This window comes from Klebsiella sp. ZJOU C1 (assembly GCF_035620215.1).
GTDB classification, from domain to species: Bacteria; Pseudomonadota; Gammaproteobacteria; order Enterobacterales; family Enterobacteriaceae; genus Klebsiella; species Klebsiella variicola.
On record NZ_CP141644.1, the window covers coordinates 463,158 to 487,552 of the forward strand.

24 protein-coding genes are annotated in these 24,395 nt (G+C 58.8%); 15 read left to right on the top strand and 9 right to left on the bottom strand.

What is annotated here, in order from left to right; all coding sequences use genetic code 11:
* Positions 1 to 13 precede the first annotated feature (13 nt).
* Positions 14 to 1,222 carry an aldose 1-epimerase family protein gene (locus SPE70_RS02190; RefSeq protein WP_060876401.1) on the bottom strand — a complete coding sequence of 403 codons (1,209 nt, stop codon included), beginning with the start codon at positions 1,220 to 1,222 and terminating at the stop codon, positions 14 to 16.
* 184 nt (positions 1,223 to 1,406) lie between these two features.
* Between SPE70_RS02190 and SPE70_RS02195 the strand changes: the two genes are divergently transcribed.
* On the top strand, positions 1,407 to 1,523 hold the full coding sequence (locus SPE70_RS02195) for a hypothetical protein (protein WP_049139579.1): 117 nt from the start codon (positions 1,407 to 1,409) through the stop codon (positions 1,521 to 1,523).
* 333 nt (positions 1,524 to 1,856) lie between these two features.
* On the opposite strand, the gene yjgA is transcribed toward SPE70_RS02195, so the two are convergent.
* Positions 1,857 to 2,408: a ribosome biogenesis factor YjgA gene (gene yjgA, locus SPE70_RS02200; RefSeq protein ID WP_004177664.1), complete on the bottom strand. Its 552-nt coding sequence runs from the start codon at positions 2,406 to 2,408 to the stop codon at positions 1,857 to 1,859.
* 95 nt (positions 2,409 to 2,503) lie between these two features.
* Here yjgA and pmbA point away from each other — a divergent pair, with 95 nt between their 5' ends.
* Positions 2,504 to 3,856, top strand: a complete 1,353-nt coding sequence (gene pmbA, locus SPE70_RS02205; RefSeq protein WP_008807141.1) for a metalloprotease PmbA — start codon at positions 2,504 to 2,506, stop codon at positions 3,854 to 3,856.
* A gap of 36 nt (positions 3,857 to 3,892) precedes the next feature.
* Positions 3,893 to 4,279 carry a cytochrome b562 gene (cybC, locus tag SPE70_RS02210; protein ID WP_063105907.1) on the top strand — a complete coding sequence of 129 codons (387 nt, stop codon included), beginning with the start codon at positions 3,893 to 3,895 and terminating at the stop codon, positions 4,277 to 4,279.
* Between the two features lie 54 nt (positions 4,280 to 4,333).
* Here cybC and SPE70_RS02215 read toward each other — a convergent pair whose 3' ends face one another.
* Entirely contained in the window at positions 4,334 to 4,465 is a 132-nt protein-coding gene (locus tag SPE70_RS02215) for a hypothetical protein (RefSeq protein ID WP_012543089.1), read from the bottom strand.
* 103 nt (positions 4,466 to 4,568) lie between these two features.
* Between SPE70_RS02215 and SPE70_RS02220 the strand changes: the two genes are divergently transcribed.
* The 10 genes from SPE70_RS02220 to SPE70_RS02265 all read left to right on the top strand — a co-directional run bounded on the left by SPE70_RS02220 (position 4,569) and on the right by SPE70_RS02265 (position 13,337).
* The gene (locus tag SPE70_RS02220; protein ID WP_008807140.1) at positions 4,569 to 4,907 is read left to right on the top strand and encodes a PRD domain-containing protein; all 339 of its coding nucleotides are present in this window, start codon (positions 4,569 to 4,571) and stop codon (positions 4,905 to 4,907) included.
* A 10-nt stretch (positions 4,908 to 4,917) separates the two neighbouring features.
* The gene (locus SPE70_RS02225; protein ID WP_004206501.1) at positions 4,918 to 5,280 is read left to right on the top strand and encodes an SFCGS family glycine-rich protein; all 363 of its coding nucleotides are present in this window, start codon (positions 4,918 to 4,920) and stop codon (positions 5,278 to 5,280) included.
* 2 nt (positions 5,281 to 5,282) lie between these two features.
* Positions 5,283 to 5,582 carry a DUF4312 family protein gene (locus tag SPE70_RS02230; RefSeq protein ID WP_004206503.1) on the top strand — a complete coding sequence of 100 codons (300 nt, stop codon included), beginning with the start codon at positions 5,283 to 5,285 and terminating at the stop codon, positions 5,580 to 5,582.
* A 21-nt stretch (positions 5,583 to 5,603) separates the two neighbouring features.
* On the top strand, positions 5,604 to 6,380 hold the full coding sequence (locus tag SPE70_RS02235) for a DUF4311 domain-containing protein (protein WP_002886897.1): 777 nt from the start codon (positions 5,604 to 5,606) through the stop codon (positions 6,378 to 6,380).
* Positions 6,381 to 6,393: 13 nt separating this feature from the next.
* Positions 6,394 to 7,038, top strand: coding sequence for a DUF4310 family protein (locus tag SPE70_RS02240; protein ID WP_064170531.1), 645 nt, complete (start codon positions 6,394 to 6,396; stop codon positions 7,036 to 7,038).
* A gap of 113 nt (positions 7,039 to 7,151) precedes the next feature.
* Entirely contained in the window at positions 7,152 to 8,285 is a 1,134-nt protein-coding gene (locus SPE70_RS02245) for an amidohydrolase/deacetylase family metallohydrolase (protein ID WP_012969089.1), read from the top strand.
* Complete coding sequence (locus SPE70_RS02250) at positions 8,269 to 9,387, top strand: DgaE family pyridoxal phosphate-dependent ammonia lyase (protein ID WP_064170530.1); 1,119 nt, start codon at positions 8,269 to 8,271, stop codon at positions 9,385 to 9,387. Before SPE70_RS02245 ends, SPE70_RS02250 begins: the two co-directional genes overlap by 17 nt.
* A complete protein-coding gene (dagF, locus tag SPE70_RS02255; protein ID WP_008807137.1) occupies positions 9,384 to 10,124 on the top strand; it encodes a 2-dehydro-3-deoxy-phosphogluconate aldolase in 741 nt (246 codons plus the stop codon). The genes SPE70_RS02250 and dagF overlap by 4 nt, the downstream gene beginning before the upstream one ends.
* A 125-nt stretch (positions 10,125 to 10,249) precedes the next feature.
* Positions 10,250 to 11,404, top strand: a complete 1,155-nt coding sequence (locus tag SPE70_RS02260; RefSeq protein ID WP_012543086.1) for a lactonase family protein — start codon at positions 10,250 to 10,252, stop codon at positions 11,402 to 11,404.
* A gap of 22 nt (positions 11,405 to 11,426) precedes the next feature.
* Positions 11,427 to 13,337 (top strand): BglG family transcription antiterminator, encoded by a 1,911-nt coding sequence (locus SPE70_RS02265; RefSeq protein ID WP_032731805.1) that lies wholly within the window; start codon positions 11,427 to 11,429, stop codon positions 13,335 to 13,337.
* A 17-nt stretch (positions 13,338 to 13,354) separates the two neighbouring features.
* Here SPE70_RS02265 and nrdG read toward each other — a convergent pair whose 3' ends face one another.
* From nrdG to treR, 5 genes are all read right to left on the bottom strand, one after another.
* Complete coding sequence (gene nrdG / locus SPE70_RS02270; protein WP_012969085.1) at positions 13,355 to 13,819, bottom strand: anaerobic ribonucleoside-triphosphate reductase-activating protein; 465 nt, start codon at positions 13,817 to 13,819, stop codon at positions 13,355 to 13,357.
* 249 nt (positions 13,820 to 14,068) lie between these two features.
* Positions 14,069 to 16,207 carry an anaerobic ribonucleoside-triphosphate reductase gene (gene nrdD, locus SPE70_RS02275; protein WP_012969084.1) on the bottom strand — a complete coding sequence of 713 codons (2,139 nt, stop codon included), beginning with the start codon at positions 16,205 to 16,207 and terminating at the stop codon, positions 14,069 to 14,071.
* A 385-nt stretch (positions 16,208 to 16,592) separates the two neighbouring features.
* Entirely contained in the window at positions 16,593 to 18,248 is a 1,656-nt protein-coding gene (gene treC / locus SPE70_RS02280; protein ID WP_012969083.1) for an alpha,alpha-phosphotrehalase, read from the bottom strand.
* A 51-nt stretch (positions 18,249 to 18,299) separates the two neighbouring features.
* Positions 18,300 to 19,718 carry a PTS trehalose transporter subunit IIBC gene (gene treB / locus SPE70_RS02285; RefSeq protein ID WP_008807131.1) on the bottom strand — a complete coding sequence of 473 codons (1,419 nt, stop codon included), beginning with the start codon at positions 19,716 to 19,718 and terminating at the stop codon, positions 18,300 to 18,302.
* A gap of 130 nt (positions 19,719 to 19,848) precedes the next feature.
* Positions 19,849 to 20,796: a trehalose operon repressor TreR gene (gene treR, locus SPE70_RS02290; protein ID WP_008807130.1), complete on the bottom strand. Its 948-nt coding sequence runs from the start codon at positions 20,794 to 20,796 to the stop codon at positions 19,849 to 19,851.
* Between the two features lie 179 nt (positions 20,797 to 20,975).
* On the opposite strand from treR, the gene mgtL reads away from it, so the two are divergent.
* Together mgtL and mgtA are read left to right on the top strand one after the other, a co-directional pair.
* Positions 20,976 to 21,029, top strand: coding sequence for a mgtA regulatory leader peptide MgtL (mgtL, locus tag SPE70_RS26365; protein ID WP_219340445.1), 54 nt, complete (start codon positions 20,976 to 20,978; stop codon positions 21,027 to 21,029).
* 145 nt (positions 21,030 to 21,174) lie between these two features.
* Positions 21,175 to 23,883, top strand: coding sequence for a magnesium-translocating P-type ATPase (gene mgtA / locus SPE70_RS02295; protein WP_064170529.1), 2,709 nt, complete (start codon positions 21,175 to 21,177; stop codon positions 23,881 to 23,883).
* A gap of 72 nt (positions 23,884 to 23,955) precedes the next feature.
* Here mgtA and ridA read toward each other — a convergent pair whose 3' ends face one another.
* A complete protein-coding gene (gene ridA / locus SPE70_RS02300; protein ID WP_002886926.1) occupies positions 23,956 to 24,342 on the bottom strand; it encodes a 2-iminobutanoate/2-iminopropanoate deaminase in 387 nt (128 codons plus the stop codon).
* Positions 24,343 to 24,395 lie beyond the last annotated feature (53 nt).

Below are 24,395 nucleotides of genomic sequence, written 5' to 3' on the forward strand. Positions count from 1 at the left end.
ACTGGTTACAACCTTACTCTTTGGCGATCGGCGTCTCGTTCTCCGCGACTTTATTGTCGCCCTGAATCTGCGCGATTTTCTGCTCAACGGCGGCCACCTGAGCGCTGTCGTGCAGCAGGGTGTAGGTCAGATCAAACTGCGCGCTGGCGCCCGGCTGCAGCTGCTTCACGCGTTTTTGTTCGCGTTCAATGGTGACCGGATAGGCGTAGCTGGTGCCCGGTTCGATACCGGTGACGTAGCCCTGTTTGATGGTGTCGGTGTTTTTCCATAGCGTCAGGACCGGCAGCTGACGGGTATCAAACTGAATGGAGGCCCCTTTATCGCCCGCTTTGTTGACCACCGCGGCCAGGGTCTGGTGATTTTCATCGGCCAGCGGCTGAATATTAAATACCATCTCGTCAAAATCTTTGGTCGGTCCCTGATAGGTCTGCCAGGTTTTTAACCCGCTCTTCGCGTAATCATTGAACGGGCTGATGCTGGACATCGGGGCGAGGAAGCGCGCGCCTTCTTCCAGAATCGGGGTGCCGAAGTTGCTGTGGTAGATAATCTGATAATCATGCGGATAGTCAGCATGGTTGGTTAAGACATCATGCAGGCTGAAGCTGTTGCTGCCCGGCACGTAGCGCAGTTCGGTCAGGGTCTGCAGATCGGCTTTTTTGAAGGTGCTCTCTTTCACCAGGCCGCGGATGCGGATTTCATACGGCGCGCTGTCAGCCACCTCGACTTCTACCCGCGAGGCCGGAGTGTTGCCCGCCTTGCCGTGCAGGGTATAAATCTGCCCGTCCGCGGTCACCGGATGGCCGGTCCATTCATAGCCGCAGCGGACCATCATCTCGTTGAATCCTTCCAGCCAGCCGAGTCCATTGCGGCTTTCCAGGTTGATAAACGCCGGGTTGACGACCTCTTTAACCGGCGAATCCCAGCCCATCCGGCTGCCGAAACCCTCAATACGCAGTAAGTTCATGCCGCGGGTTGGGCTGAGAGTGATGGTCAGGCCGTCTTTACTGTGAATGGTGAGGATTTTGCTGCCTTCCTGCTTACCGCCGTGCAGGACTTTTTGCTCAATGCTGAACACATGGTCTTTCACCTTCAGCTGATCGCTGCTGATCTGCCAGTTTCCTTTATCCATCCCCTCTTCAGCGTTCGTCAGCACCCATGTTTTTGCCGCGGCCGAGCCGGAAACCAGCAGGGCGATCGTCGTCAGAACCAATGTCTTTTTCATTTTTATTCCCTTTTTGCTGAATCGATTGTGTCATTGACGTGTGAAATCTACCGGCATGGGGGTGATTAAAATGTGAAGCGCCTCACCTGGTGAGAAAGTGGCCGTTTTTATGATGTTAAATGAGATGAAAGTCGTATTATTTTGCTAAGTAATGCGTATTTATCACCAGGATATGTGATCTACATTGTTTTTAGCTTTAACGATTCAGCTTGATAGGTCAGGCTATAAACAAACGCATCGTTGTGCGGATGAGGGGCCCCAGGCGATACGGAGGGTACATCCCTGCTGGCGCAAACCTTAGAACTGGGGTGAAGGTAGGCCGGATAAGGCGTTAGCCGCCATCCGGCACAACGACGGGAACGGAGTCTGGTACAGATTGCCCGGCGGCGCTGCGCTTGCGCGGGCCTACGAAACAGATTAACCGGTTGATATACAGGGCTCTGTAGGCCGGATAAGGCGTTAGCCGCCATCCGGCACAACGACGGGAACGGAGTCTGGTACAGGTTGCCCGGCGGCGCTGCGCTTGCGCGGGCCTACGAAACAGAGTAACCGTTTGATATACAGGGATCTGTAGCCCGGATAAGGCGCAGCGCGCCGCCATCCGGGAGACGATTGCGGGCAAAAACAGCGGGACTTAGCCTTCGTTTTCCGCCAGTTCACGCAGATACTGGAAGATCAGGCGCGCCGATTTCGGCGGCTTGTTGCCTTCTTTCTCTTTCTTCGCATTGCGGATCAGCGAACGCAGCTGCTGACGGTCAGCATCTGGCCACAGGTTCAGCACTTCAGCGACAGCGTCATCCCCATCGTCAATCAGTCGGTCGCGGATCTGCTCCAGCTTGTGGAACAGCGCAACCTGCTGGTTGTGACGGTTTTTCAGCTTGTCCAGCGCCTGACGAATCGGATCGACATCGCGGTTGCGCAGCATCTTACCGATAAGCTGCAGCTGGCGGCGGCGACCCTCTTTTTTGATTCGCTGGGCGAGTTCGATGGCGTCGCGCAGGTCAGTATCCAGCGGAATTTTATCCAGCGCGTTTTTCCCCAGGTCAACGAGTTCCGCGCCAAGACGCTTCAGTTCTTCCGCGTCGCGCTTAATTTCACTCTTACTGACCCAGATGATTTCATCATCTTCATCTTCAACGTCATCACCGGGCACGTCGTCGAGCCAGTCTTCGGGCTGCTTTGTCATCTCAGGCTCCTTAAAAAAAGAGGCTAATGTTACCAGTTAAGGCGCGCACTGAAAAACGGTTCTCTGTTAGACTTCAGTTAACTCCTTCTTACATTATGGCATTAGCAATGAAAGTCATCTCTCAAGTTGCACAGCAGCGTAAGACGCTGGAAGAAGCCGTTACCACGGCACTGGAACTGGCGGCAGGTAAATCTGACGGTGCGGAAGTCTCCGTCAGCAAAACGACGGGCATCGGCGTCAGCACCCGCTATGGCGAAGTGGAGAATGTAGAATTCAATAGCGATGGGGCGTTAGGCATTACGGTTTACCATCAGAACCGCAAGGGCAGCGCCTCTTCCACCGATCTTAGCCCGGACGCCATCGCCCGCACCGTACAGGCGGCGCTGGATATTGCGCGCTACACCTCCCCGGATCCGTTTGCCGGTGTGGCCGATAAAGAGCTGCTGGCCTTTGACGCCCCGGATCTGGACCTGTTCCACCCGGCGGAGGTCTCCCCGGACGAAGCCATCGAACTGGCCGCCCGCGCGGAGCAAGCGGCGCTGAAGGCCGATAAACGCATCACCAACACCGAAGGCGGCAGCTTTAACAGCCACTACGGCATCAAAGTGTTCGGTAACAGTCACGGCATGCTGCAAAGTTACTGCTCGACTCGCCATTCGCTCTCCAGCTGCGTCATCGCGGAAGATGATGGCGATATGGAGCGCGACTACGCCTACACCATTGGCCGGGCGATCGAGGATCTGCAGTCCCCGGAATGGGTCGGGGAAGAGTGCGCTCGCCGCACCCTGTCGCGTCTGGCGCCGCGTAAGCTGTCGACCATGAAGGCGCCGGTTATTTTCGCCAACGAAGTGGCGACCGGGCTGTTTGGCCACCTGGTCGGAGCGATTGCCGGTGGTTCGGTATACCGCAAATCCACCTTCCTGCTCGATTCGCTGGGCAAACAAATTTTGCCTGAGTGGCTGACCATCGAAGAGCATCCGCACCTGCTGAAAGGGCTGGCCTCCACGCCGTTCGACAGCGAAGGCGTGCGCACTGAGCGTCGTGACATCATCAAAGACGGCGTGCTGACCCAGTGGCTGCTGACCAACTACTCGGCGCGTAAGCTGGGGATGAAAAGCACCGGCCACGCCGGGGGCATCCACAACTGGCGCATTAACGGCCGCGGCCTGAGTTTTGCAAAGATGCTTAAAGAGATGGGCACCGGTCTTGTGGTTACCGAACTGATGGGGCAGGGTGTCAGTGGCGTCACCGGCGACTACTCACGCGGCGCATCCGGCTTCTGGGTAGAAAACGGCGAAATTCAATATCCTGTCAGTGAGATCACCATTGCAGGAAATCTGAAAGAAATGTGGCGTAATATCGTGACCATTGGCGATGATATTGAAACGCGCAGCAACATTCAGTGCGGTTCTGTGCTGCTGCCGGAGATGAAAATCGCCGGGCAATAACACCTGTTTGCTTAAATAATAAAAAGGAAGTGAGCAATGCGTAAAAAACTGTTAGCGATGCTGGCTGTCTCTGCTTTTGCGCTCGGTTCAGCGTCGGCCTTGGCCGACCTGGGCGAAGACATGGACACTCTGGCAGAAAACCTGCAAGTGGTACAGAAGACCTCCGACGCCGGCGAGCTGAAAGCGGCGCTGAATAAGATGCGTACCGCCGCGGTCGATGCCCAGAAAGAGACCCCGCCGAAGCTGGAAGGCAAAGCGGCCGACAGCGCTGAGATGAAAGATTACCGTCATGGTCTGGATATTCTGATCGGCCAGATCGACGGTGCGCTGAAGCTGGCGAACGAAGGCAAGGTGAAAGAGGCACAGGCCGCCGCGGAGGAGTTTAAAACCACCCGCAACACCTACCATAAGAAGTACCGCTAACCGTTCTTTTCGGGAGGCATCAGCCGATGCCTCCCGCCTGAAAGCCTACCGATATCACATTTTTCCACTCTCTTTTTCCGGCCTTTCCGCTGCCGCGGGCGCCTTGTCCACGCTCATTGTTGTGATACATCTCACGTCATAGCCGTCGTTTTTGCCTTTTCCCTGTGAATATGTGGGGTCGATCACGCCTGCCGTCTCCCTTTCCACTTCGAAGTGGAAAACAACTCGCTACAAACTCCCATCCCCCGGCGCTACCTTGATTTCCAGAGACATCAGCGGGGTATCAGAAGTGAATAACGGAGCGGTAATACACGACGAAGGGGAGCAGGCAGCGCAGACTGAACGGCTGGCTGACAAGATGCTGCAGCAGGTTTACGCCTTGTTAAACCGTCACGGCATCGTCCCTAACGACGTTCAGGAGCAAATGCTGACTTCCCACGTGCGGGCCATGGCCCACCGGTCAATCAGTGGTGAACCGCTGCCGGAAGTGGATGCCAGCCTGTTCGAAGAGATTTCACCAGATTCAATGACGCTGGCCCGCGAAGTGGTCGCGCAGTTCGGCAACCTGCCCGATGAAGAGGCCTGGCTGCTGTCCGTCCATTTCGAAGTCGCAAAAGAAAACCTGTAAGGAGCAAAACATGGAACAAATCACCGTAGTCATTGGCGACCGTCTGGGTAAAGGCCAAAAAGTCGCTGCAGGCGCTGAGAAAGCGGGCGCACGTGCTGTGGTCGTCCCTGGCGTTGCTGCCGATATGAAGCTTGGCGACATGATGAAAGCGGAAAACGCTACCTTCGGCATCTCCTTCTGCGGCAGCGGCGGCGCCGGGGCCATCACCGCCCAGACCAAATACGGCTACAAAGCGAAATATGGCATGCGTTCGGTGGAAGAGGGCGTCACTGCCATCAACGAAGGGTGCAACGTGCTGGGCTTCGGCTTTATGGATAAAGAAGAGCTGGGCGAGCGCCTGGTAGAAGCCTGGAAAAAGAAATACGGCGCATAAGTATGAAAGAGCAATTCACCACCACGGTGAGGGTTGCCGGCAAAGGCGAAAGCAAATCACGGGCCTTCGCCGATGCCCTGAACCATGTGCAGGCTGCGGTGATGAAAACCTCATCGCACATTCTGCTGCGTATTGAGCCACAGGACGTGACGGTTGTTCATGCGCGCGAAGCGGTACGAAAAGAGGCCTTCCTGTTCTTCTTTTTGCGCCGTGAACGACGGACCTACAGCGTGGAGCTGGACGTCACCGTCAACGTGACCGCCATCGATCTCGATAAAGTGGATTTCGTCACGCAAACCTGATTGTTAGCAAAGGGTCTGACTATGTTCCTGATAATTTTAATAAAATCGCTCATCATCGGCGGCCTGGTCGGCGTCGGCGTGGGCGCCGGAGCGGCACGCATGTTTCACGCCCCTACCACCCAGGGGATGGGGGCGTTTCGAACCTTGGGCGAGCTGAATTCCTGCGAAGGCGATCCGGCTTCCCACTTCTCCTTTGGCCTCGGTTTCTTCTTTAACGCCTGGGCCTCTTCCGTGGCAGCAGGCTCCTTCACCCAGGATGTTGACCACCGCATTATCCCCAACTGGGGCGCGGCGGCGCTAATGCTGAAAAATCGTAACGTCGGCGAAACGCTGCACGATCCGAAAAAAATGGCCATCTCCTGCGGCATCATCGGCATGATTGTCGTCGCCTTCCTCAACCTCACCGCCTCGTCCGTACCGGAAGCGCTGCAGGTGACCGCGGTTAAGGTCCTGGTGCCGGCGGCAAACCTGCTGGTGAACACCGTGATGCCGGTGATCTTCTGGCTGGCGGCTATCGATGCCGGTAAGAAATCAGGCTTCTGGGCGACGATTTTCGGCGGCGCCGCGCAGCTGATTATGGGTAACGCCGTACCGGGTCTGGTGCTGGGGATCCTGATCGGTAAAGGCGTCGAAGAGAGCGGCTGGAACCGGGTGACTAAAGTGATGATGGTGGCCATCGTCGCGCTGTTTGTCCTCAGCGGCTTCTTCCGCGGCTTCGACATGAAGATGATCGAATCCTTCCATCTGACCGTGCCGAACTGGCTGGACATGATCCACAACTCACTCAGCGGCAAGTAACGGGAGCCTGATAATGGAACAGAATAAAGGTTTTTGGTATGCCGACTGGTCGTTCCCGATCTTTGTTGGCCTGCTCTCCTCCGGCGTCTTCGCCGGGACGCACATGTACTACCTGTACGGCATCGGCGCCTTTAACGAAGTGGCCTTCGTGGCCATGCTGAAGTCGGGGATTGATACCGGCGTTTACGGCGCGGTGGCGGCGTTTGGCGCCAGCTTCCTGTTCGCCCGCATCATCGAAGGGTCGCTGGTGGGGATCCTCGATATCGGCGGAGCGATACAGACCGGTATCGGTCTTGGCGTACCGGCGCTGCTGCTCGGCGCGGGCTTTGTCTTCCCGGTGGCGAACTTCGCCGCCTCGCTGGTCACCGGCCTGGTCCTTGGTCTGGCAGTGGGTTACATCATCATTCTGGCGCGTAAGTTCACCATTAACCAGAGCGATTCCACTTACGGCGCCGACGTGATGATGGGGGCCGGTAATGCCTCCGGCCGCTTCCTCGGTCCCTTGATTATCCTCAGCGCGATGACCGCCTCGATTCCTATCGGGGTTGGCTCGCTGGTTGGCGCACTGCTGTTCTACATCTGGCAGAAACCGATCACCGGCGGCGCCATCCTCGGCGCGATGATCCTCGGCTCCATCTTCCCGGTGGCGATTAGCTAATCGCCCGATGGCGCTGCGCTTATCGGGCCTACACGTCAGCGCGATTGGTAGGCCGGATAAGGCGGTACGCCGCCATCCGGCAACAGATTCACCCTTTTCATCAGGAGATAGCTATGTTTGATTTACTCCTGCGCCGTGCGCGCCTCGTCGACGATACCCTGACTGATATCGCCATCCAGGACGGGAAAATCGCGGCGCTGGGCGAGATTAGCGCGCCCTCCCGCAACACCCTCGATCTGCACGGCAACAGCTACGTCAGCGCCGGCTGGATTGACTCCCACGTTCACTGCTACCCGAATTCGCCGATTTATCACGATGAGCCGGACAGCGTCGGCATCGCCACCGGCGTCACCACCGTGATTGATGCCGGCAGCACCGGCGCCGACGACGTCGATGACTTCTATCAACTGACCCGTAACGCGGCGACGGAAGTTTATGCGTTGCTCAATATCTCCCGCGTCGGGCTGATTGCGCAGAATGAACTGGCCAATATGGCCAATATCGACGCCGCTGCGGTGAAGCAGGCGGTGCAGCGTCATCCTGATTTTATCGTCGGCCTGAAGGCGCGGATGAGCAGCAGCGTCGTCGGCGAAAACGGCATTACGCCGCTGGCGCGCGCCAAGGCCATTCAGCAGGAAAACGGCGATCTGCCGCTGATGGTGCACATCGGCAATAACCCGCCGAACCTCGATGAAATCGCCGATCTGCTGAGCCGCGGCGACATCATTACCCACTGCTATAACGGCAAGCCGAACCGCATTCTGAATCCCGCCGGCGAACTGCGTAGCTCGATTACTCGCGCTCTGCAGCGCGGCGTGCGCCTCGACGTTGGGCACGGCACCGCCAGCTTCAGCTTTGAAGTGGCGCGGCGGGCGATTGCGCTGGGCATTCTGCCGCACACCATCAGCTCCGATATTTACTGCCGTAACCGTATCGATGGCCCGGTGCGCTCGCTGGCGCTGGTGATGTCGAAATTCCTCGCCATCGGCATGACCCTGCCGCAGGTCATTGCCTGCGTGACCGTCAGCGCCGCCGAGGGGCTGCGCCTGTCGCGTAAAGGGCGGCTGGAAGTGGGCTTCGACGCCGATTTAACGCTATTTCGCCTGGAGCACCGGCCCACGCTGCTGGTGGATGCCGAAAAAGAGAGCCTCCAGGCTGACAACATTCTGGTGCCGCTGGCCGCGATCCGCGCGGGCAAAGGCTATCTGACCGAACAAGGGAGCGCGGAACATGCCTTCGATTTTTGAGAAATACCATTTAAAACAGGTGATTAATACTTCGGGCCGCATGACGGCGCTGGGCGTTTCCACGCCGCGCCCGGAAGTGGTGGAAGCCGCGATGGCCGGTATGAACCAGTACTTTGAAATGAAAGACCTGGTGAATAAAACCGGCGAGTACATCGCCAGGTTGCTGGATGTGGAAGGGGCGACCGTTGTCTCCTGCGCGTCGGCGGGGATTGCCCAGTCGGTGGCGGCGGTGCTGGTGAAAGACAGCGACTGGCTGCTGGAGAACCTGCACGTTACGCCGATTGAGAATAACGAAATCGTGTTGCCGAAGGGCCACAACGTCAACTTCGGCGCGCCGGTTGGCACCATGGTGGCGCTGGGCGGCGGTAAGCTGGTGGAAGCGGGCTACGCCAACGAATGTTCCGCCCAACAGCTGGCGGCGGCAATCACCCCGCGCACCGCGGCGATCCTGTACATCAAATCCCACCACTGCGTACAGAAAAGCATGCTCAACGTCGCGCAGGCTGCGGAAGTGGCGCGCCAGCATGGCTTGCCGCTGATTGTCGATGCGGCGGCGGAAGAAGATCTGCAGTGCTACTACCGCATGGGCGCCGACCTGGTGATCTACAGCGGCGCAAAAGCCATTGAAGGGCCGACCAGCGGGCTGGTGATCGGCAAAACGCAGTACGTCGAGTGGGTTAAACGCCAGTCGATGGGGATTGGCCGGGCGATGAAAGTGGGTAAAGAGGGCATTCTCGGCCTGACCTGCGCCATTGAACACTACCTGACGGCGAGCAAAGAGAGCGGCGAGCAGATGGTGGCGAAGATGACGCCGTTTATCGAACAGCTCAACACGCTTAACGGCGTGACCGCCCGGGTGGTGTGGGATAGCGCGGGTCGCGATATCGCCCGCGCCGAAATCAAATTCAACGAAGCGGTGACCGGCGTGAAGACCGGCGATCTGGTTAACGCGCTGAAGCAGGGCGAATACGCCATCTACTTCCGCGGCTATAAAGCGAATGAAGGCATTATCGAAGCCGATGTCCGCAGCGTGAACGCGGAGCAGCTGGCGGTGATCGCCCGCCGCATCGCGGAAGTGCTGAACAAGGAGAAACAAGCATGAAACTGACCCCAAACTTTTACCGTGATCGCGTGTGCCTGAACGTCCTGGCGGGCAGCAAAGACAACGCCCGCGAAATTTACGACGCGGCGGAAGGTCACGTCCTGGTCGGCGTGCTCTCCAAAAACTATCCGGATGTCGCCAGCGCGGTGGCCGATATGCGTGACTACGCGAAGCTTATTGATAACGCGCTCTCCGTCGGGCTGGGCGCAGGCGATCCAAACCAGTCGGCGATGGTGAGCGAGATTTCTCGCCAGGTGCAGCCGCAGCACGTCAACCAGGTCTTCACCGGCGTGGCTACCAGCCGCGCGCTGCTCGGGCAGAATGAGACCGTGGTGAATGGCCTGGTCTCGCCGACCGGTACGCCGGGAATGGTGAAGATCTCCACCGGCCCGCTGAGCAGCGGCGCGGCGGATGGCATTGTGCCGCTGGAAACCGCCATCGCGCTGCTGAAAGACATGGGCGGCAGCTCCATCAAATACTTCCCGATGGGCGGCCTGAAGCACCGCGCCGAATTCGAAGCCGTCGCCAAAGCCTGCGCTGCGCACGATTTCTGGCTGGAACCGACCGGCGGTATCGATCTGGACAACTACAGCGAGATCCTGAAAATCGCTCTCGATGCCGGGGTGAGCAAAATCATCCCGCATATCTACAGCTCGATTATCGATAAAGCCAGCGGCAACACCCGCCCGGCCGATGTGCGCCAGCTGCTGGAGATGACTAAACAGTTAGTGAAGTAGTGCTATTGCCGCTCATCCTAACTTTCTCCCGGAGGGAGAGGGAACCATCTGGTTTTCTCCCTCTCCCTTTGGGAGAGGGCCGGGGTGAGAGGCAACTTATCCCACCGAACCATCAAGGAGTTGCTATGCCTGTCGCTCGTCATCTGCTTGTCGCTTCACTGTCCCTGTTTGCCGCCGCCGCGGGCGCCGCGCAAACCCACTATGCCTGGGTAGGTACCTATAATCCCAATGGCGAAGGTCTGTACCGCTTTACCGTCGATGCCAACACCGGCGCGCTGCGTGACAGGGCGCTGGTGAGCGCGTTGCCAAACGTCGCGCAGCTGACCGTGTCGCGCGATGGCAAAACGCTGTATGCCGCCAGTGAAGTCGAAAAAGGCGTCGTGCAGGCGTGGCGCATTGAGAAGAATGGCGAGCTGACCGCGCTCAGCCAGGTTGCCTCCGGCGGCGCCGGGCCGGTGTATCTCTCCCTGACGCCGGATGGTAAACATCTGCTGGTGGCCAACTACGTCAGCGGGAGTATCGCCGTGCTACCGGTGAAAGAAGATGGTAGCCTGGGCGAGGCAGTGGACAGGCATCAGGATGAAGGCCCGGCAGGCGCCGAACGCCCGGCGGCGGCCGTCGAGGGCAGCTTCGCCATTAGCGATCACAATGGCCCGCACGCCCATATGATCGCCGCCGATCCCAGCGGGAAATTTGTTTATTCCACCGATCTGGGGCTGGATCGGATCTATCAGTACCGGCTGGATAGCGCCAGCGGCAAGCTGACGCCGAACGATCCGCCGTTCATCGCCGCTTCGTCGCCGGGCGCCGGCCCACGCCACTTCGTCTTTACGCCAAAGGGCGACGGCCTGTGGCTGATCAACGAAGAAGCGTCGACGCTGACTTTCTATCATCTGGATAAGCAAAGCGGCTTGCTGCGCGAAGGCAAAACCGTCTCCGCGCTGCCGAAAGAGTATAAGGGCACCAGCTTTGCCGCCGGTCTGGCGCTGAGCAACGATGGTAAGCAGCTGTATGTCGCCAACCGCCTGCATAACAGCATCGCCCACTTTACGGTGCAGGCCGACGGCCGCCTGAGCCACCAGGAGGATATCTGGACGCGTGGGGATTACCCCCGTACGCTGACCCTGGATAATCAGGGGCAGTGGCTGTACGTCATGAACCAGCGTAGCGATAATATTACCCGCTTCAGCGTGGCGCCGAAGGATGGCAAATTAACCTTTGCCTCCGACTACACGCCGGTTGGTAGCCCATCGCAGATGGTGATATCCGCCCAACCCTGAGCCGTAACCACAAGGAACTGACATGCGATTTCCCAACCAACGCTTAGCGCAACTCTTCACCCTGCTGCGGAATGAAACGCTGCCGCAGGATGAGCTGGCGCAGCGGCTGTCGGTTTCCACCCGTACCGTGCGCGCCGATATTACCGCCCTGAATGCGCTACTGGCGCAGTATGGCGCGCAGTTTATCCTCAACCGCGGCAGCGGTTATCAACTGAAAATTGATAACCCGGCGAGCTTTCAGGCGCTGGAGGAGACGGCGCCGAAGACGCAGCACGTGCCGCGAACCGCCCAGGATCGCATCACGTTTCTGCTGGTGCGCTTCCTGACGTCGGCGTTCTCCATCAAGCTGGAAGATCTGGCGGATGAGTGGTTCGTCAGCCGCGCGACGCTGCAAAATGATATGGTCGAGGTGCGTGAGCGCTTCCAGCGCTATCAGCTTACCCTTGAAACCCGCCCTCGCCACGGCATGAAGCTGTTTGGTAGCGAGGTGTCGATTCGCGCCTGCCTGACCGATCTGCTGTGGGAGCTGGCCCAACAGGGCGGTATCAATCCGTTGATCGGCGCCGAGGCGCTGGAGGCGGAAGTGCCTGCGCTGCTGGAGCCGATGCTGCAGGAGACGCTCACCCGGCACCATATTCGCCTCACTGATGTCGGTGAGCGCTTTATCTGCCTGTACGGCGCAGTGGTGGTGCGCCGCGTCAGCGAAGGCTATCCGCTGGCCGATTTCAGCGCCGAAGATGTGGCGCAAAACGTCCGCGACGCCGCGCGCGATTTGGCGGGAGAGCTACAGCGGCTGGCCGGAAAGCCCTTCTCGCCCGCTGAAGAAGAGTGGCTGTGCGTGCATCTCGCCGCCCGTCAGGTGCAGGACGTCGACCCGGAAACCATCAGCGCCGACGATGACGAAGCGCTGGTCAATTATATTCTGCGCTACATCAACAGCCAGTATAACTACAACCTGCTGGACGACGCCCAGCTGCACGCCGATCTGCTGACCCACATTAAGACCATGATCACCCGCGTGCGCTACCAGATCATGATCCCCAATCCGCTGCTGGATAACATCAAACAGCACTACCCGATGGCCTGGGATATGACCCTCGCCGCGGTCTCCAGCTGGGGGAAATATACTCCGTACACCATCAGCGAAAACGAAATCGGCTTTCTGGTGCTGCATATCGGCGTCGGGCTGGAGCGTCACTACAACATTGGCTACCAGCGTCAACCACAGGTGCTACTGGTCTGCGATACCAGCAATGCGATGGTACGGATGATCGAAGCGATCCTGCAGCGCAAATATCCGCAGCTGGAGATCGCCGCCACGATTTCCCAGCGCGAGTATGAACAGCGGGATGCGATCGAGGCGGATTTTGTTATCTCCACGGTGCGCATCAGCGAAAAAGACAAACCGGTGGTGACCATCGCGCCGTTTCCCACCGACTATCAGCTGGATCAGATTGGCAAGCTGGTGCTGGTGGACCGTACCCGTCCGTGGATGCTGAATAAGTACTTCGATGCCGCCCACTTCCGGGTGGTCGATAAGCCGATGGATCAGCAAACGCTGTTCGCCGAGCTGTGCCAGCAGCTGCTGGAGGAAGGCTTTGTTGACGCCGAGTTTCATGCTTCGGTGGTGGAGCGTGAGGCGATTGTCAGCACCATGCTCGGCGATGGCATTGCGCTGCCGCACTCCCTGGGACTGCTGGCCAAAAAGACGGTGGTTTATACGGTTATCGCCCCGCAGGGCATCGCCTGGGGCGACGAAACCGCCCATATCATTTTCCTGCTCGCCATCAGTAAGCGCGAGTACGAAGAGGCGATGGCGATCTACGATATTTTCGTGACTTTCCTGCGCGAGCGCGCCATGAGCCGCCTTGCCACGACCCGCAGCTTCAATGAGTTTAAAACGGTGGCGATGGAGTGCGTCAGCCGGTTTTGAGAGGCTGACGGAGGGGATTAACGCAAATGATGTACCACCTGGTTGCTGCTGCCGCGCCAGATCAGCGCCGGGTCTTTTAAATCCTGCACAAACTTACCGTCGACCAGCACGTTGATCAGGTTCACTACCTGCATCTGCGCCTCATTCAGCTCATCCAGTTTATAGCCGGTCCAGACCCAGATATCTTTGCCGGGGCATTCGGCGCGCACGCGCTGAACCAGCTTGAGGATCTCCGCGACGTTCTGCGGATGCAGCGGATCGCCGCCGGAGAGTGAAATCCCCTGGCGCTTGATGCGGGTATCGTTGAGGTCGGCAATGATGCGGTCGGCCATCTCAGCGGTAAAAGGCATACCGGAGTTCACCCGCCAGGTGCTCTTGTTGTAGCAGCCTGGGCACTCGTGGACGCAGCCGGAAACAAACAGGGTGCAGCGGGTGCCGGGGCCGTTGACGATATCTACCGGGTAGTACTGATGGTAATTCATTTTTCGCTTCTCAATTAACGCCATAGCCGAGTTGGCTGCGCTCGCTCACCCCAGTCACGTACTGAATGTACGCTCCCGGGGATTCCCTCGTTTGCCGCCTTGCTCTGACGCTAATTGCTTTGCGAAAACGGAGGAATGCGGCCATTTCCCGGGTCGCGGCGTTCCGCCTTACCCGGGCTACCGGACGGTGCAAAACAGTAGCCCGGATAAGGCGCTGCGCGCCGCTATCCGGGAAAAGCGCATTGGTCTTTAACCGATTTGCCCATTGCCCAGGTGCTTAACGCGGCGCTTCACCTCTTCCTGCTTGCCGGCGTTGAACGGGCGCGCGTCCGGACTGCCGAGATAACCGCATACCCGACGAGTAACCGACACGCGAGCGGCATCGTGGTTACCGCATTTCGGGCAGGTAAAGCCCTTGCTGGTGCACTCGAACTCGCCGGTAAAACCGCACTCGTAGCATTCATCGATCGGCGTGTTGGTGCCGTAGTACGGCACGTGCTCATAGCTGTAATCCCACACGTCTTCCAGCGCCTTCAGGTTGTGCTGGATATTCGGGTACTCGCCGTAGCAAATGAAGCCGCCGTTGGCCAGCGGCGGGTACGGCGCTTCGAAATCGATCTTGTCGTACGGGTTGACCTTCTTCTCGACGTCAAGGTGGAAGCTGTTGGTGTAGTAGCCTTTATCGGTCACGCCCTCCACTATGCCAAACTCGGCGGTGTCGAGACGGCAGAAGCGGTCGCACAGGTTTTCGCTCGGCGTGCTGTACAGACTAAAGCCGTAGCCGGTTTCTTCCTTCCACACATCGACGGCGTCGCGCAGGCGCTGGACGATGGCCACACCTTTCTCACGCAGCGCCTCGCTGTCGTACATATGCTGATTACCGTACAGCGCATTGATGGTCTCATGGATACCGATGTAACCCAGTGAAATGGACGCGCGGCCGTTTTTGAAAATCTCGGAGACGTCATCGTCGGCTTTCAGCCGCACGCCGCAGGCCCCTTCCATATACAGGATCGGCGCCACGCGGGCCTTCACCCCTTCCAGACGGGCAATACGGGTCATCAGCGCTTTGCGCGCCAGCTGCAGGCGCTCGTCCAGCAGCGCCCAGAAGGCGGCTTCGTCGCCTTTCGCTTCCAGTGCGATACGCGGCAGGTTGAGGCTAATCACGCCGAGATTGTTGCGCCCGTCATGCACCTGCTCACCGTTCTCGTTTTCCCACACCCCGAGGAAGCTGCGGCAGCCCATCGGCGTTTTAAACGACCCGGTCACTTTCACCACCTGATCGTAGTTGAGGATATCCGGGTACATGCGCTTGCTGGCGCACTCCAGCGCCAGTTGCTTGATGTCGTAGTTCGGATCGCCGAACTTATGGTTCAGACCGTCGCGAATGGCGAAGACCAGTTTCGGGAATACCGCGGTTTTGCGATTTTTACCGAGGCCAGCGATGCGGTTGCGCAGAATCGACTGCTGGATCATGCGCGACTCCCAGCTAGTGCCGAGGCCAAAACCAAAGGTGACAAACGGCGTCTGACCGTTGGCGGTATGCAGCGTGTTGACTTCATACTCCAGCGACTGGAAGGCGTCGTAGCACTCTTTTTCGGTACGGGCGCGGGCATAGCCTTCGGCGTCCGGGATCTGCCACTCTTCGGCGATTTTACGATGCTTTTTGAAGCTTTCGGTGACGAACGGCGCCAGCACTTCATCGATACGGTTGATGGTGGTGCCGCCATAAATATGGCTGGCGACCTGGGCGATGATCTGCGCCGTCACCGCGGTGGCGGTAGAGATAGACTTCGGCGGCTCGATCTCCGCGTTGCCCATCTTAAAGCCCTGGGTCAGCATCCCTTTCAGATCGATCAGCATGCAGTTGAACATCGGGAAGAAGGGCGAGTAATCGAGGTCGTGATAGTGGATCATGCCGCGCTCATGGGCCATCACCACATCGTGGGGCAGCAGGTGCTGCCGCGCATAGTGCTTGGCGACGATACCAGCCAGCAGGTCGCGCTGGGTCGGGATGACTTTACTGTCCTTGTTGGCATTTTCGTTGAGCAGCGCGGAGTTGGTCTGCTCGACGAGGCCGCGGATCTCCTGATTGAGGCGGCCGCGCTTCTCGCGCTGGCTATCGCGGTCATGGCGATACTCAATGTAGGCGCGCGCCAGCTGCTTATAGGGGCCGGACATCAGCTGGTTTTCTACCGCAGTCTGGATCTCGTTGATGTCGACCTGGGCGCGGCCCTGCATTTGTTGGCTAACGACTTCTGCGACGGTGGCGCAATAGTCTGCGTCATCGACTCCCGCTGCTTTAGCTGCACGTAGAATTGCTTCCTGAATGCGCTCTGATTTGAACGGCACTTTACAGCCATCACGTTTCATCACATGCGGTGTCATGATCACTCCATATATAGAACAGGTTATCCACAGAGGCGGAGGTTATCCCGAAGGCGCTGCACGCTACGGCTCGTGCTGTTTGCCTTCAGATCCGGCCCGTTTTATCCACATCTCATCACCGCCAGACATCGACAAGATATGGTGACATAATAGACGATTAATACAACATGTAGGGCCGGGACGCATTTTAAGTTCTATATGTAGTGATTTGCATCAAAGATGTTTGCGATTTTATTGACCCAGAACAAGGTAAAAAGGTGAGAGTACGGATGATGGGCGCTGGCGATAAATGTAAATTTATCTGGCTGGAAAATAAGCAAAAATGCCTGGCATCCACCTCCGATGCCAGGCATTACGCTCCGGTTTCTGTCGGGCAAGAAGTACCTTACGCCTGCAGCCACCATATGGCTTCGAACGGCCGCAGCGTCAGACCGGTCGGGCGGGGCGTGGTTTCGGCATAGTTGCTGATGATCATCTTCCAGTCGCCCTGGGCTTCCTCTGGCTGCCAGGTCTGCAGGTCGCGGCTCAGGTTGGCGGCCACCACCAGCGTTTGCCCCTGCCACTGACGGCGATAGCACCACAGCGATGGATGTTCCGGCAGGAGATCCTGGTAATCGCCCCAGGTCAGCAGTGGCAGGGTTTTGCGCAGCATAATCAGCTGCTGATAGGCATAAAACACCGAATCGGGGTCCGCCAGCGCCGCCTCAACGTTGATCTCCCGGTAGTTATCGCCAAGGCCGATCCACGGCTCACCGTCGCTGAAGCCGCCGTTCTCCCCGGCGTGCCATGGCATCGGCGTGCGGCTGTTGTCGCGCGACTTACTGGCGAGGATTGCCAGCAGTTCGTCCGGGCTTTGCCCCTGCGCTGCGCGCTCGATAAACATATTGTGACTTTCGACGTCACGGTAATCGCTGATGCTGCTGAAGTGCGGATTGGTCATGCCGATCTCTTCGCCCTGGTAGATATAGGGCGTGCCCTGCATGCCGTGCAGCACCATCGCCAGCATCTTCGCCGCCGGCACCCGGTACTCGCCTTCGTCGCCAAAGCGCGACACGATGCGCGGCTGATCGTGGTTACACCAGAACAGCGCGTTCCACGCCCGATTGTGCATCCCCTGCTGCCAGTGACGGAACAGCGCTTTCAGCGCCACATAGTCCGGGCGGGCGAGGGTCCATTTTTCACCGCCGGGATAATCGACCTTTAAATGGTGGAAGTTAAAGGTCATCGACAGCTCGCGGCCGTCCAGCGCGGCGTACTGCTGGCAGTGCTCCAGCGAGGTGGAGGACATCTCGCCGACGGTCATCAGGTTACGGGGAGTAAAGACATCGCGACTCATCTCCTGCAGGAATTCATGCACCCGCGGGCCGTCAGTGTAGAAGCGGCGGCCATCACCCTCCGCATCGCAGGGGAAGGTCTGGTCTTTCGAGATCAGGTTGACGACGTCGAGGCGCAGACCGTCGACGCCGCGGTCGGCCCAGAATTCGCAGACCTTTTTCAGCTCAGCGCGTACCGCCGGGTTCTCCCAGTTGAGATCCGCCTGTTCAATGGCGAACAGGTGCAGATAATACTGCCCGCTGTCGGCATGCCACTGCCAGGCGTTGCCGCCAAACTTGGAGCGCCAGTTGTTCGGCAGCGCGTCCGGTTCGCCGTCGCGCCAGATATAGAACTGCCGGTAGGGACTCTCCTTATTCAGCGACTGACGGAACCATTCATGCTCGGTCGAGGTATGGTTCAGTACCATATCCAGCACGATGCGGATACCACGGGCCTTCGCCTCCGCCACCAGGGCGTCAAAGTCGGCCATCGTGCCGTAGGAGGGATCGATAGCGGTGTAGTTCGCCACATCGTAGCCGTTATCCACCTGCGGTGAGACATAGAACGGCGTCAGCCAGATGGCGTCGACCCCAAGCTTCTGCAGATAGTCGAGGCGGGAAGTGACGCCGCGCAGATCGCCGGTACCGCTGCCGGTGGTATCCTGAAAACTCTTCGGATAGATTTGATAAATAACGCCGTTTTGCCACCAGTGGGGAAGATGATTCATAGTGCTTTCCTGCTGCAACGAGGGGCGCCAAAGGCGCCCCGAAAGAAGAAGTTAGACAATCTGCAAGGTGCCCTGACGGTACTTGCGCTGATACACCACGGTGGTCAGGATAATCGGCACCACCACCGCGATAGCCATCGCCATGGCGTACACCTGCCAGTAGGTTGGCTGGATGGAGAGGATGCCCGGCAGGCCGCCGACGCCGATGCCGTTCGCCAGCACGCCGTTCAGGCCGCACAGCAGGCCGGCGAGGCCGGAGCCGATCATCGCGCACAGCATCGGGAAGCGGTACTTCAGGTTGATACCGTACATCGCCGGTTCGGTAACCCCGAGGTAAGCAGAAATTGCCGCCGGCACCGAGATTTCGCGTTCATTCTGTTTACGGCTGGCAATAATAATGCCGACTACCGCCGATGCCTGGGCAATGTTGGATAGCGCAATCAGTGGCCACACCGGGGTGCCGCCCATGCTCTGGATCATCTGCATATCGATAGCGAGGGTGGTCTGGTGGACACCGGTAATCACCAGCGGCGCGTAGAGGAAGCCGAACAACGCGGCGCCGATCGGCGCAAAGCTGCCGGTTAACAGGTGGCGTACCGCGAAGGCCACGCCGTCGCCGATCAGGCGGCCGAACGGACCGATAATGGCGTGCGCGAGGAACACCGCGAGGATCAGCGAGCAGACCGGGACAATGACCAGGTAGAGGTAGTCAGGCACGATGCGCTTGAGGCGCGTCTCGATAAAGCCGAGCGTCAGGCCCGCCAGCAGGGCCGGGATCACCTGCGCCTGGTAGCCGACTTTGGCAATGGTAAACAGGCCGAAATTCCACACCTCCGGCACCTGCTGGCCGAGGAGATAGGCGTTCATCAGCTGCGGGGAAACCAGGGTGACGCCAAGGACGATCCCGAGGATCGGCGTGCCGCCCATTTTCTTCACCGCTGACCAGCAGATCCCCACCGGCAGATAGAAGAAGATCGCCTCGCCAATCAGCCACAGGAAGTCATAGATGGTTTTCAGCGACGGGTGCATCTGAGCCAGCGTCTGGCCGTTGCTCATGGGTAAGTCGCCGATGACGTTACGGAAACCGAGGATCAGACCGCCGCTGATCAGCGCCGGCAGCAGCGGGAAGAAGATCTCGGCAAAGTGCGAGATCAACTGCTCATGCCACTTCATATTTTGCCGCGCGGCCTGCTTGACCTGCTCTTTATCGGCGGAGGTCTGGCCGGTGGTGGCCAGCAGGGCCTTGTAGTAATCGCCCACCTCGGTGCCGATGACCACCTGGAACTGACCGGCGTTAGTGAAGCATCCCTTCACCATGCGCAGCTGTTCAATCTCTTTTGGTTTGGCGATGGCCGGGTCGTTCAGCACAAAGCGCAAACGGGTAATACAGTGGCTGACGGTGGCGATGTTGCCGCGCCCGCCCACCAGTTCGATCAGTTTATCGATGTCCTGCTGGTTTACTTTGCTCATGATGAAGCCTCAAAAACAGAGGGGAGAGATGCCGTTTTTACCTTGAGGGCATCCTAACCGTTTCGTTTGCTTTGCAAAATGGGAACGTTCCCGAAACCCGGCGACGATCACATAAATCGTCCGAACGAGATTAATTCAGGGCGGCGGGAATCACGATCTGGCGGGGTTCGACGCTGCCGGCGATCTGCTCGATCAACTGCCGGGCGGCCCGGCGTCCGGACTCGGCATAGCCGGGATCGACGGTCAAGATTTCCGGGTGGAGAAACTTCATTAGCGGCGTGCTACCGACGCTGGCGAGCTGCAGCGCAGCGCGGCCCTGCTGCTGGAGGTACTTGCTGGCGCCGAGGGCGAGGGTATCCGTCGCGCAGACCAGGGCGCTGGTTTCGGCCGTCAGCACGCTGGCGACGGTGTCATACCCCTGCTTCATGCCCAAGCCCGGCAGAGCGGCGGTGGGCGTCAGGCGATGCTTTTTACAGAAAGCGAGGTAGGCGAGATGGCGGCGTTCGCCGGTGGTGACGTCGCTGTGCGGGACGCCAAGAAAACTGATGTGGCGATGTCCGCGATCGTAGAGCCGCTGCATCAGCAGCGTGATGGCGCCTTCGTCGTCATAGCACACCGAGGCGAAACCGGGGGCGTCGCGGGCCATCAGCACCAGCGTATCGCGCCAGGGGGCGAGCATCGCCTCATCAATGCCGGTAAATCCGAACAGCACTACGCCGTCAATATTACGCCGGGCGAGCATGCCGAGATGCTCTTCAACCAGTCCCGGGGAGAACTGGCTCTCCATCATAATCGGATCGTAACCCTGTTCATAAAAGGCGGGCAGCATGGTCTGCACGGCAAGGTTTTCCGACAGGGAATCCAGACGGGTAACGATAATCGCCACCACTTTATCGCTCTGGCCGCGCATGGCGCGGGCGGAGCGGGAGGGTGAGAAACCGTGCTGCTGCATCACCGCTTCGACGCGCTCGCGGGTCCGTTCGCTGACCCCGCTCTCGTTGTTAAGGACGCGGGATACCGTCGATTTTCCTACGCCGCTTAAACGCGCGATATCTTTGATGGTCAGCCGGTTCTGCATGCGGAATTCTCGTCAGGGATGGTAGAAGTGAGCCTAATGCTACTCAACCAAACCGCAATGAGCAAAGTCTGGTTTACGTTCGGTTTAGTTGCGCGGGCTTATCATCGCCATAAATGCCACACATGTCTCAACGAGCGCGCTATAATCCGCGCCGTTTATATTCACTTACCGGAGAATTTATGGACCCCGATCCCACTCCTCATCCTCGATGGAGCAACCTTTCTTTCCGGTAAGCCTGTTTAACACTGCTTTACCGGAAAGCGTAAAGCAGTGACGTCCTTGATGTCCCTGCCATAAAAATTACATGCCTGACAGGTAGGCTTTGCTACGCCTGTTGGCAACGCTGCGTTCGCTCGCGCGAGCGCGGAGGGACTGTTTATGTTGAAAAATTATACCCGGCAGCTGTTCGCGCAGCTTAGCCGCCATCTGCCACGCCGTTTGGTCCAGCGCGATCCGCTGCCTGATGCCCGTAACCTGACCAGCGTGCCGATCCCGGACTCGCTCGGCCAGCGCTGCCTGGACGTTGCGGCGATGGATGACCAGGAGATCTGGCGTGCCTTTGACAGCCACCCTGAAGGGCTCAATGAAGGCGAAGTGGCGGCAAAGATCCTCAAACATGGTGACAATCAGATCCCGGCGCAGAAGCCCTCGCCGTGGTGGGTGCATCTGTGGACCTGCTATCGCAACCCGTTCAACCTGCTGCTGACGGTGCTCGGCATCGTCTCCTATTCCACCGAAGATCTGTTCGCCGCGGGCGTTATCGCGCTGATGGTCGGCATCTCGACGCTGCTTAACTTCATCCAGGAAGCGCGCTCGACCAAAGCGGCGGATGCGCTAAAGGCGATGGTCAGCAATACCGCCACGGTGCTGCGGGTGGTGAACGAGCAGGGGGAGAGCCGCTGGCTTGAACTGCCTATCGACCAACTGGTGCCAGGAGATATCGTCAAGCTGTCGGCGGGAGATATGATCCCGGCGGACCTGCGCATTATTCAGGCGCGCGACCTGTTTGTCGCTCAGGCCTCGCTGACCGGCGAATCGCTGCCGGTAGAGAAAGTCGCGCGCAGCCGCGACCCGCTGCAGCAGAACCCGCTGGAATGCGACACCCTGTGCTTTATGGGGACCAACGTGGTGAGCGGCTCGGCGCAGGCTATCGTCTACGCCACCGGCGGCAACACCTGGTTTGGCCAGCTGGCCGGGCGCGTCAGCGAGCAGGAAAGCGAGCCGAACGCCTTCCAGAAAGGCATCAGCCGGGTCAGCATGCTGCTGATCCGCTTTATGCTGGTGATGGCCCCGGTGGTGCTATTGATTAATGGCTACACCAAAGGCGACTGGTGGGAAGCGGCGCTGTTTGCACTGTCGGTGGCGGTCGGCTTGACGCCGGAGATGCTGCCGATGATCGTCACCTCGACGCTGGCGCGCGGGGCGGTGAAGCTGTCGAAACAAAAAGTGATCGTCAAACACCTCGACGCCATTCAGAACTTTGGCGCGATGGATATTCTCTGCACCGATAAAACCGGCACCCTGACTCAGGACAAGATCGTGCTGGAGAACCACACCGATGTCTCCGGTAAGTCCAGCGAGAGAGTGCTGCATACCGCCTGGCTCAACAGCCATTACCAGACCGGGCTGAAAAACCTGCTCGATACCGCGGTGCTGGAAGGCGTGGAACTGGATGCCGCCCGCGGCCTCGCGGAGCGCTGGCAGAAGGTGGATGAGATCCCGTTCGACTTCGAACGCCGCCGCATGTCGGTGGTGGTAAAAGAGCAGGGCGACGCGCATCAGCTGATCTGTAAAGGGGCGCTGCAGGAGATCCTTAACGTCTCGACCCAGGTGCGCTACAACGGCGAAATCGTACCGCTGGACGACACCATGCTGCGCCGCATCCGTCGGGTCACCGATACTCTGAACCGTCAGGGACTGCGGGTGGTGGCGGTAGCAACCAAATACCTGCCGGCGCGCGAGGGCGATTACCAGCGCGCCGATGAATCCGATCTGATCCTCGAAGGCTACATCGCCTTCCTCGATCCGCCTAAAGAGACCACCGCCCCGGCGCTGAAGGCGCTGAAGGCCAGCGGTATCACGGTGAAAATCCTCACCGGCGATAGCGAACTGGTGGCGGCGAAGGTGTGCCATGAAGTGGGGCTGGATGTGGGCGAAGTGGTGATTGGCAGCCAGATTGAAGCCATGAGCGACGACGAGCTGTCGGCGCTGGCGAAGCGCACCACTTTGTTTGCGCGTCTGGCGCCACTGCATAAAGAGCGTATCGTGACGCTGCTGAAACGCGAAGGTCACGTGGTGGGCTTTATGGGCGATGGCATCAACGACGCCCCGGCGTTACGCGCGGCGGATATTGGCATTTCCGTTGATGGCGCGGTGGATATCGCCCGCGAGGCGGCGGATATCATTCTGCTGGAAAAAAGCCTGATGGTGCTGGAGGAGGGGGTGATCGAAGGCCGCCGCACCTTCGCCAACATGCTCAAGTACATCAAAATGACCGCCAGCTCCAACTTCGGTAACGTCTTTAGCGTGCTGGTGGCCAGCGCCTTCCTGCCGTTTCTGCCGATGCTGCCGCTGCACCTGTTGATTCAGAACCTGCTGTACGATGTCTCCCAGGTGGCGATCCCGTTCGATAACGTCGATGATGAGCAGATCCGTAAACCGCAGCGCTGGAACCCGGCCGATCTCGGGCGCTTTATGGTCTTCTTTGGACCGATCAGCTCGATTTTCGATATCCTCACCTTCGGCCTGATGTGGTGGGTGTTCCACGCCAATACCGTGGAGATGCAGACTCTGTTCCAGTCCGGCTGGTTTATTGAAGGGCTGCTGTCGCAGACGCTGATTGTGCACATGATCCGCACCCGGCGCATTCCGTTCGTTCAGAGCCGCGCCGCGTGGCCGCTGTTCGCCATGACTCTGGTGGTGATGGCCGTGGGCATTGCCCTGCCGTTCTCGCCGCTGGCGGGCTACCTGCAGCTGCAGGCGCTGCCGCTCAGCTACTTCCCGTGGCTGGTGGTGATCCTGGCGGGCTATATGGTGCTGACCCAGACCGTTAAAGGTTTCTACAGCCGTCGCTACGGCTGGCAGTGAAGGGCGCATTTTCGGATGAGCCACGTAAAAAAGGCAGCCACTGGCTGCCTTTTTTCCTGCCAACCAAAGCGATCAGCGACGTACGGCGATGGCTTCGATCTCGATCTTCACGTCTTTCGGCAGACGAGCGACTTCCACGCAGGAGCGCGCCGGGAAGGTGGCATTGTGCTCGGTGAAAAACGCTTCGTAGGTGGCGTTAACGGTAGCGAAATCGTTGAGATCTTTGACGAATACGGTGGTCTTGACGATGTCGCCGACGGTGAGGCCAGCGGCTTCAACGATCGCTTTCACGTTGTTCAGCGACTGACGCGCCTGCGCGGACACGTCTTCCGGGACGCTGCCGGTTTTCGGGTCGACCGGGATCTGGCCAGAGGTGATGATCATGCTGCCCAGATCAACGCCCTGAACGTATGGGCCAATCGCTGCTGGTGCATTTTCCGTCGCAATAGTTTTGCTCATGTTATCTCCAGATGAACTGAGTAATGTTACGCAAAATCATTCAGGTTGCCGCC

Excerpts from the sequence above, each read along its gene's own strand:
- SPE70_RS02190 (WP_060876401.1), bottom strand. The coding sequence starts at position 1,222 with ATGAAAAAGACATTGGTTCTGACGACGATCGCCCTGCTGGTTTCCGGC.
- yjgA (WP_004177664.1), bottom strand. The coding sequence starts at position 2,408 with ATGACAAAGCAGCCCGAAGACTGGCTCGACGACGTGCCCGGTGATGAC.
- pmbA (WP_008807141.1), top strand. The coding sequence starts at position 2,504 with ATGGCATTAGCAATGAAAGTCATCTCTCAAGTTGCACAGCAGCGTAAG.
- cybC (WP_063105907.1), top strand. The coding sequence starts at position 3,893 with ATGCGTAAAAAACTGTTAGCGATGCTGGCTGTCTCTGCTTTTGCGCTC.
- SPE70_RS02225 (WP_004206501.1), top strand. The coding sequence starts at position 4,918 with ATGGAACAAATCACCGTAGTCATTGGCGACCGTCTGGGTAAAGGCCAA.
- SPE70_RS02230 (WP_004206503.1), top strand. The coding sequence starts at position 5,283 with ATGAAAGAGCAATTCACCACCACGGTGAGGGTTGCCGGCAAAGGCGAA.
- SPE70_RS02235 (WP_002886897.1), top strand. The coding sequence starts at position 5,604 with ATGTTCCTGATAATTTTAATAAAATCGCTCATCATCGGCGGCCTGGTC.
- SPE70_RS02240 (WP_064170531.1), top strand. The coding sequence starts at position 6,394 with ATGGAACAGAATAAAGGTTTTTGGTATGCCGACTGGTCGTTCCCGATC.
- SPE70_RS02245 (WP_012969089.1), top strand. The coding sequence starts at position 7,152 with ATGTTTGATTTACTCCTGCGCCGTGCGCGCCTCGTCGACGATACCCTG.
- SPE70_RS02250 (WP_064170530.1), top strand. The coding sequence starts at position 8,269 with ATGCCTTCGATTTTTGAGAAATACCATTTAAAACAGGTGATTAATACT.
- dagF (WP_008807137.1), top strand. The coding sequence starts at position 9,384 with ATGAAACTGACCCCAAACTTTTACCGTGATCGCGTGTGCCTGAACGTC.
- SPE70_RS02260 (WP_012543086.1), top strand. The coding sequence starts at position 10,250 with ATGCCTGTCGCTCGTCATCTGCTTGTCGCTTCACTGTCCCTGTTTGCC.
- SPE70_RS02265 (WP_032731805.1), top strand. The coding sequence starts at position 11,427 with ATGCGATTTCCCAACCAACGCTTAGCGCAACTCTTCACCCTGCTGCGG.
- nrdG (WP_012969085.1), bottom strand. The coding sequence starts at position 13,819 with ATGAATTACCATCAGTACTACCCGGTAGATATCGTCAACGGCCCCGGC.
- nrdD (WP_012969084.1), bottom strand. The coding sequence starts at position 16,207 with ATGACACCGCATGTGATGAAACGTGATGGCTGTAAAGTGCCGTTCAAA.
- treC (WP_012969083.1), bottom strand. The coding sequence starts at position 18,248 with ATGAATCATCTTCCCCACTGGTGGCAAAACGGCGTTATTTATCAAATC.
- treB (WP_008807131.1), bottom strand. The coding sequence starts at position 19,718 with ATGAGCAAAGTAAACCAGCAGGACATCGATAAACTGATCGAACTGGTG.
- treR (WP_008807130.1), bottom strand. The coding sequence starts at position 20,796 with ATGCAGAACCGGCTGACCATCAAAGATATCGCGCGTTTAAGCGGCGTA.
- mgtA (WP_064170529.1), top strand. The coding sequence starts at position 21,175 with ATGTTGAAAAATTATACCCGGCAGCTGTTCGCGCAGCTTAGCCGCCAT.
- ridA (WP_002886926.1), bottom strand. The coding sequence starts at position 24,342 with ATGAGCAAAACTATTGCGACGGAAAATGCACCAGCAGCGATTGGCCCA.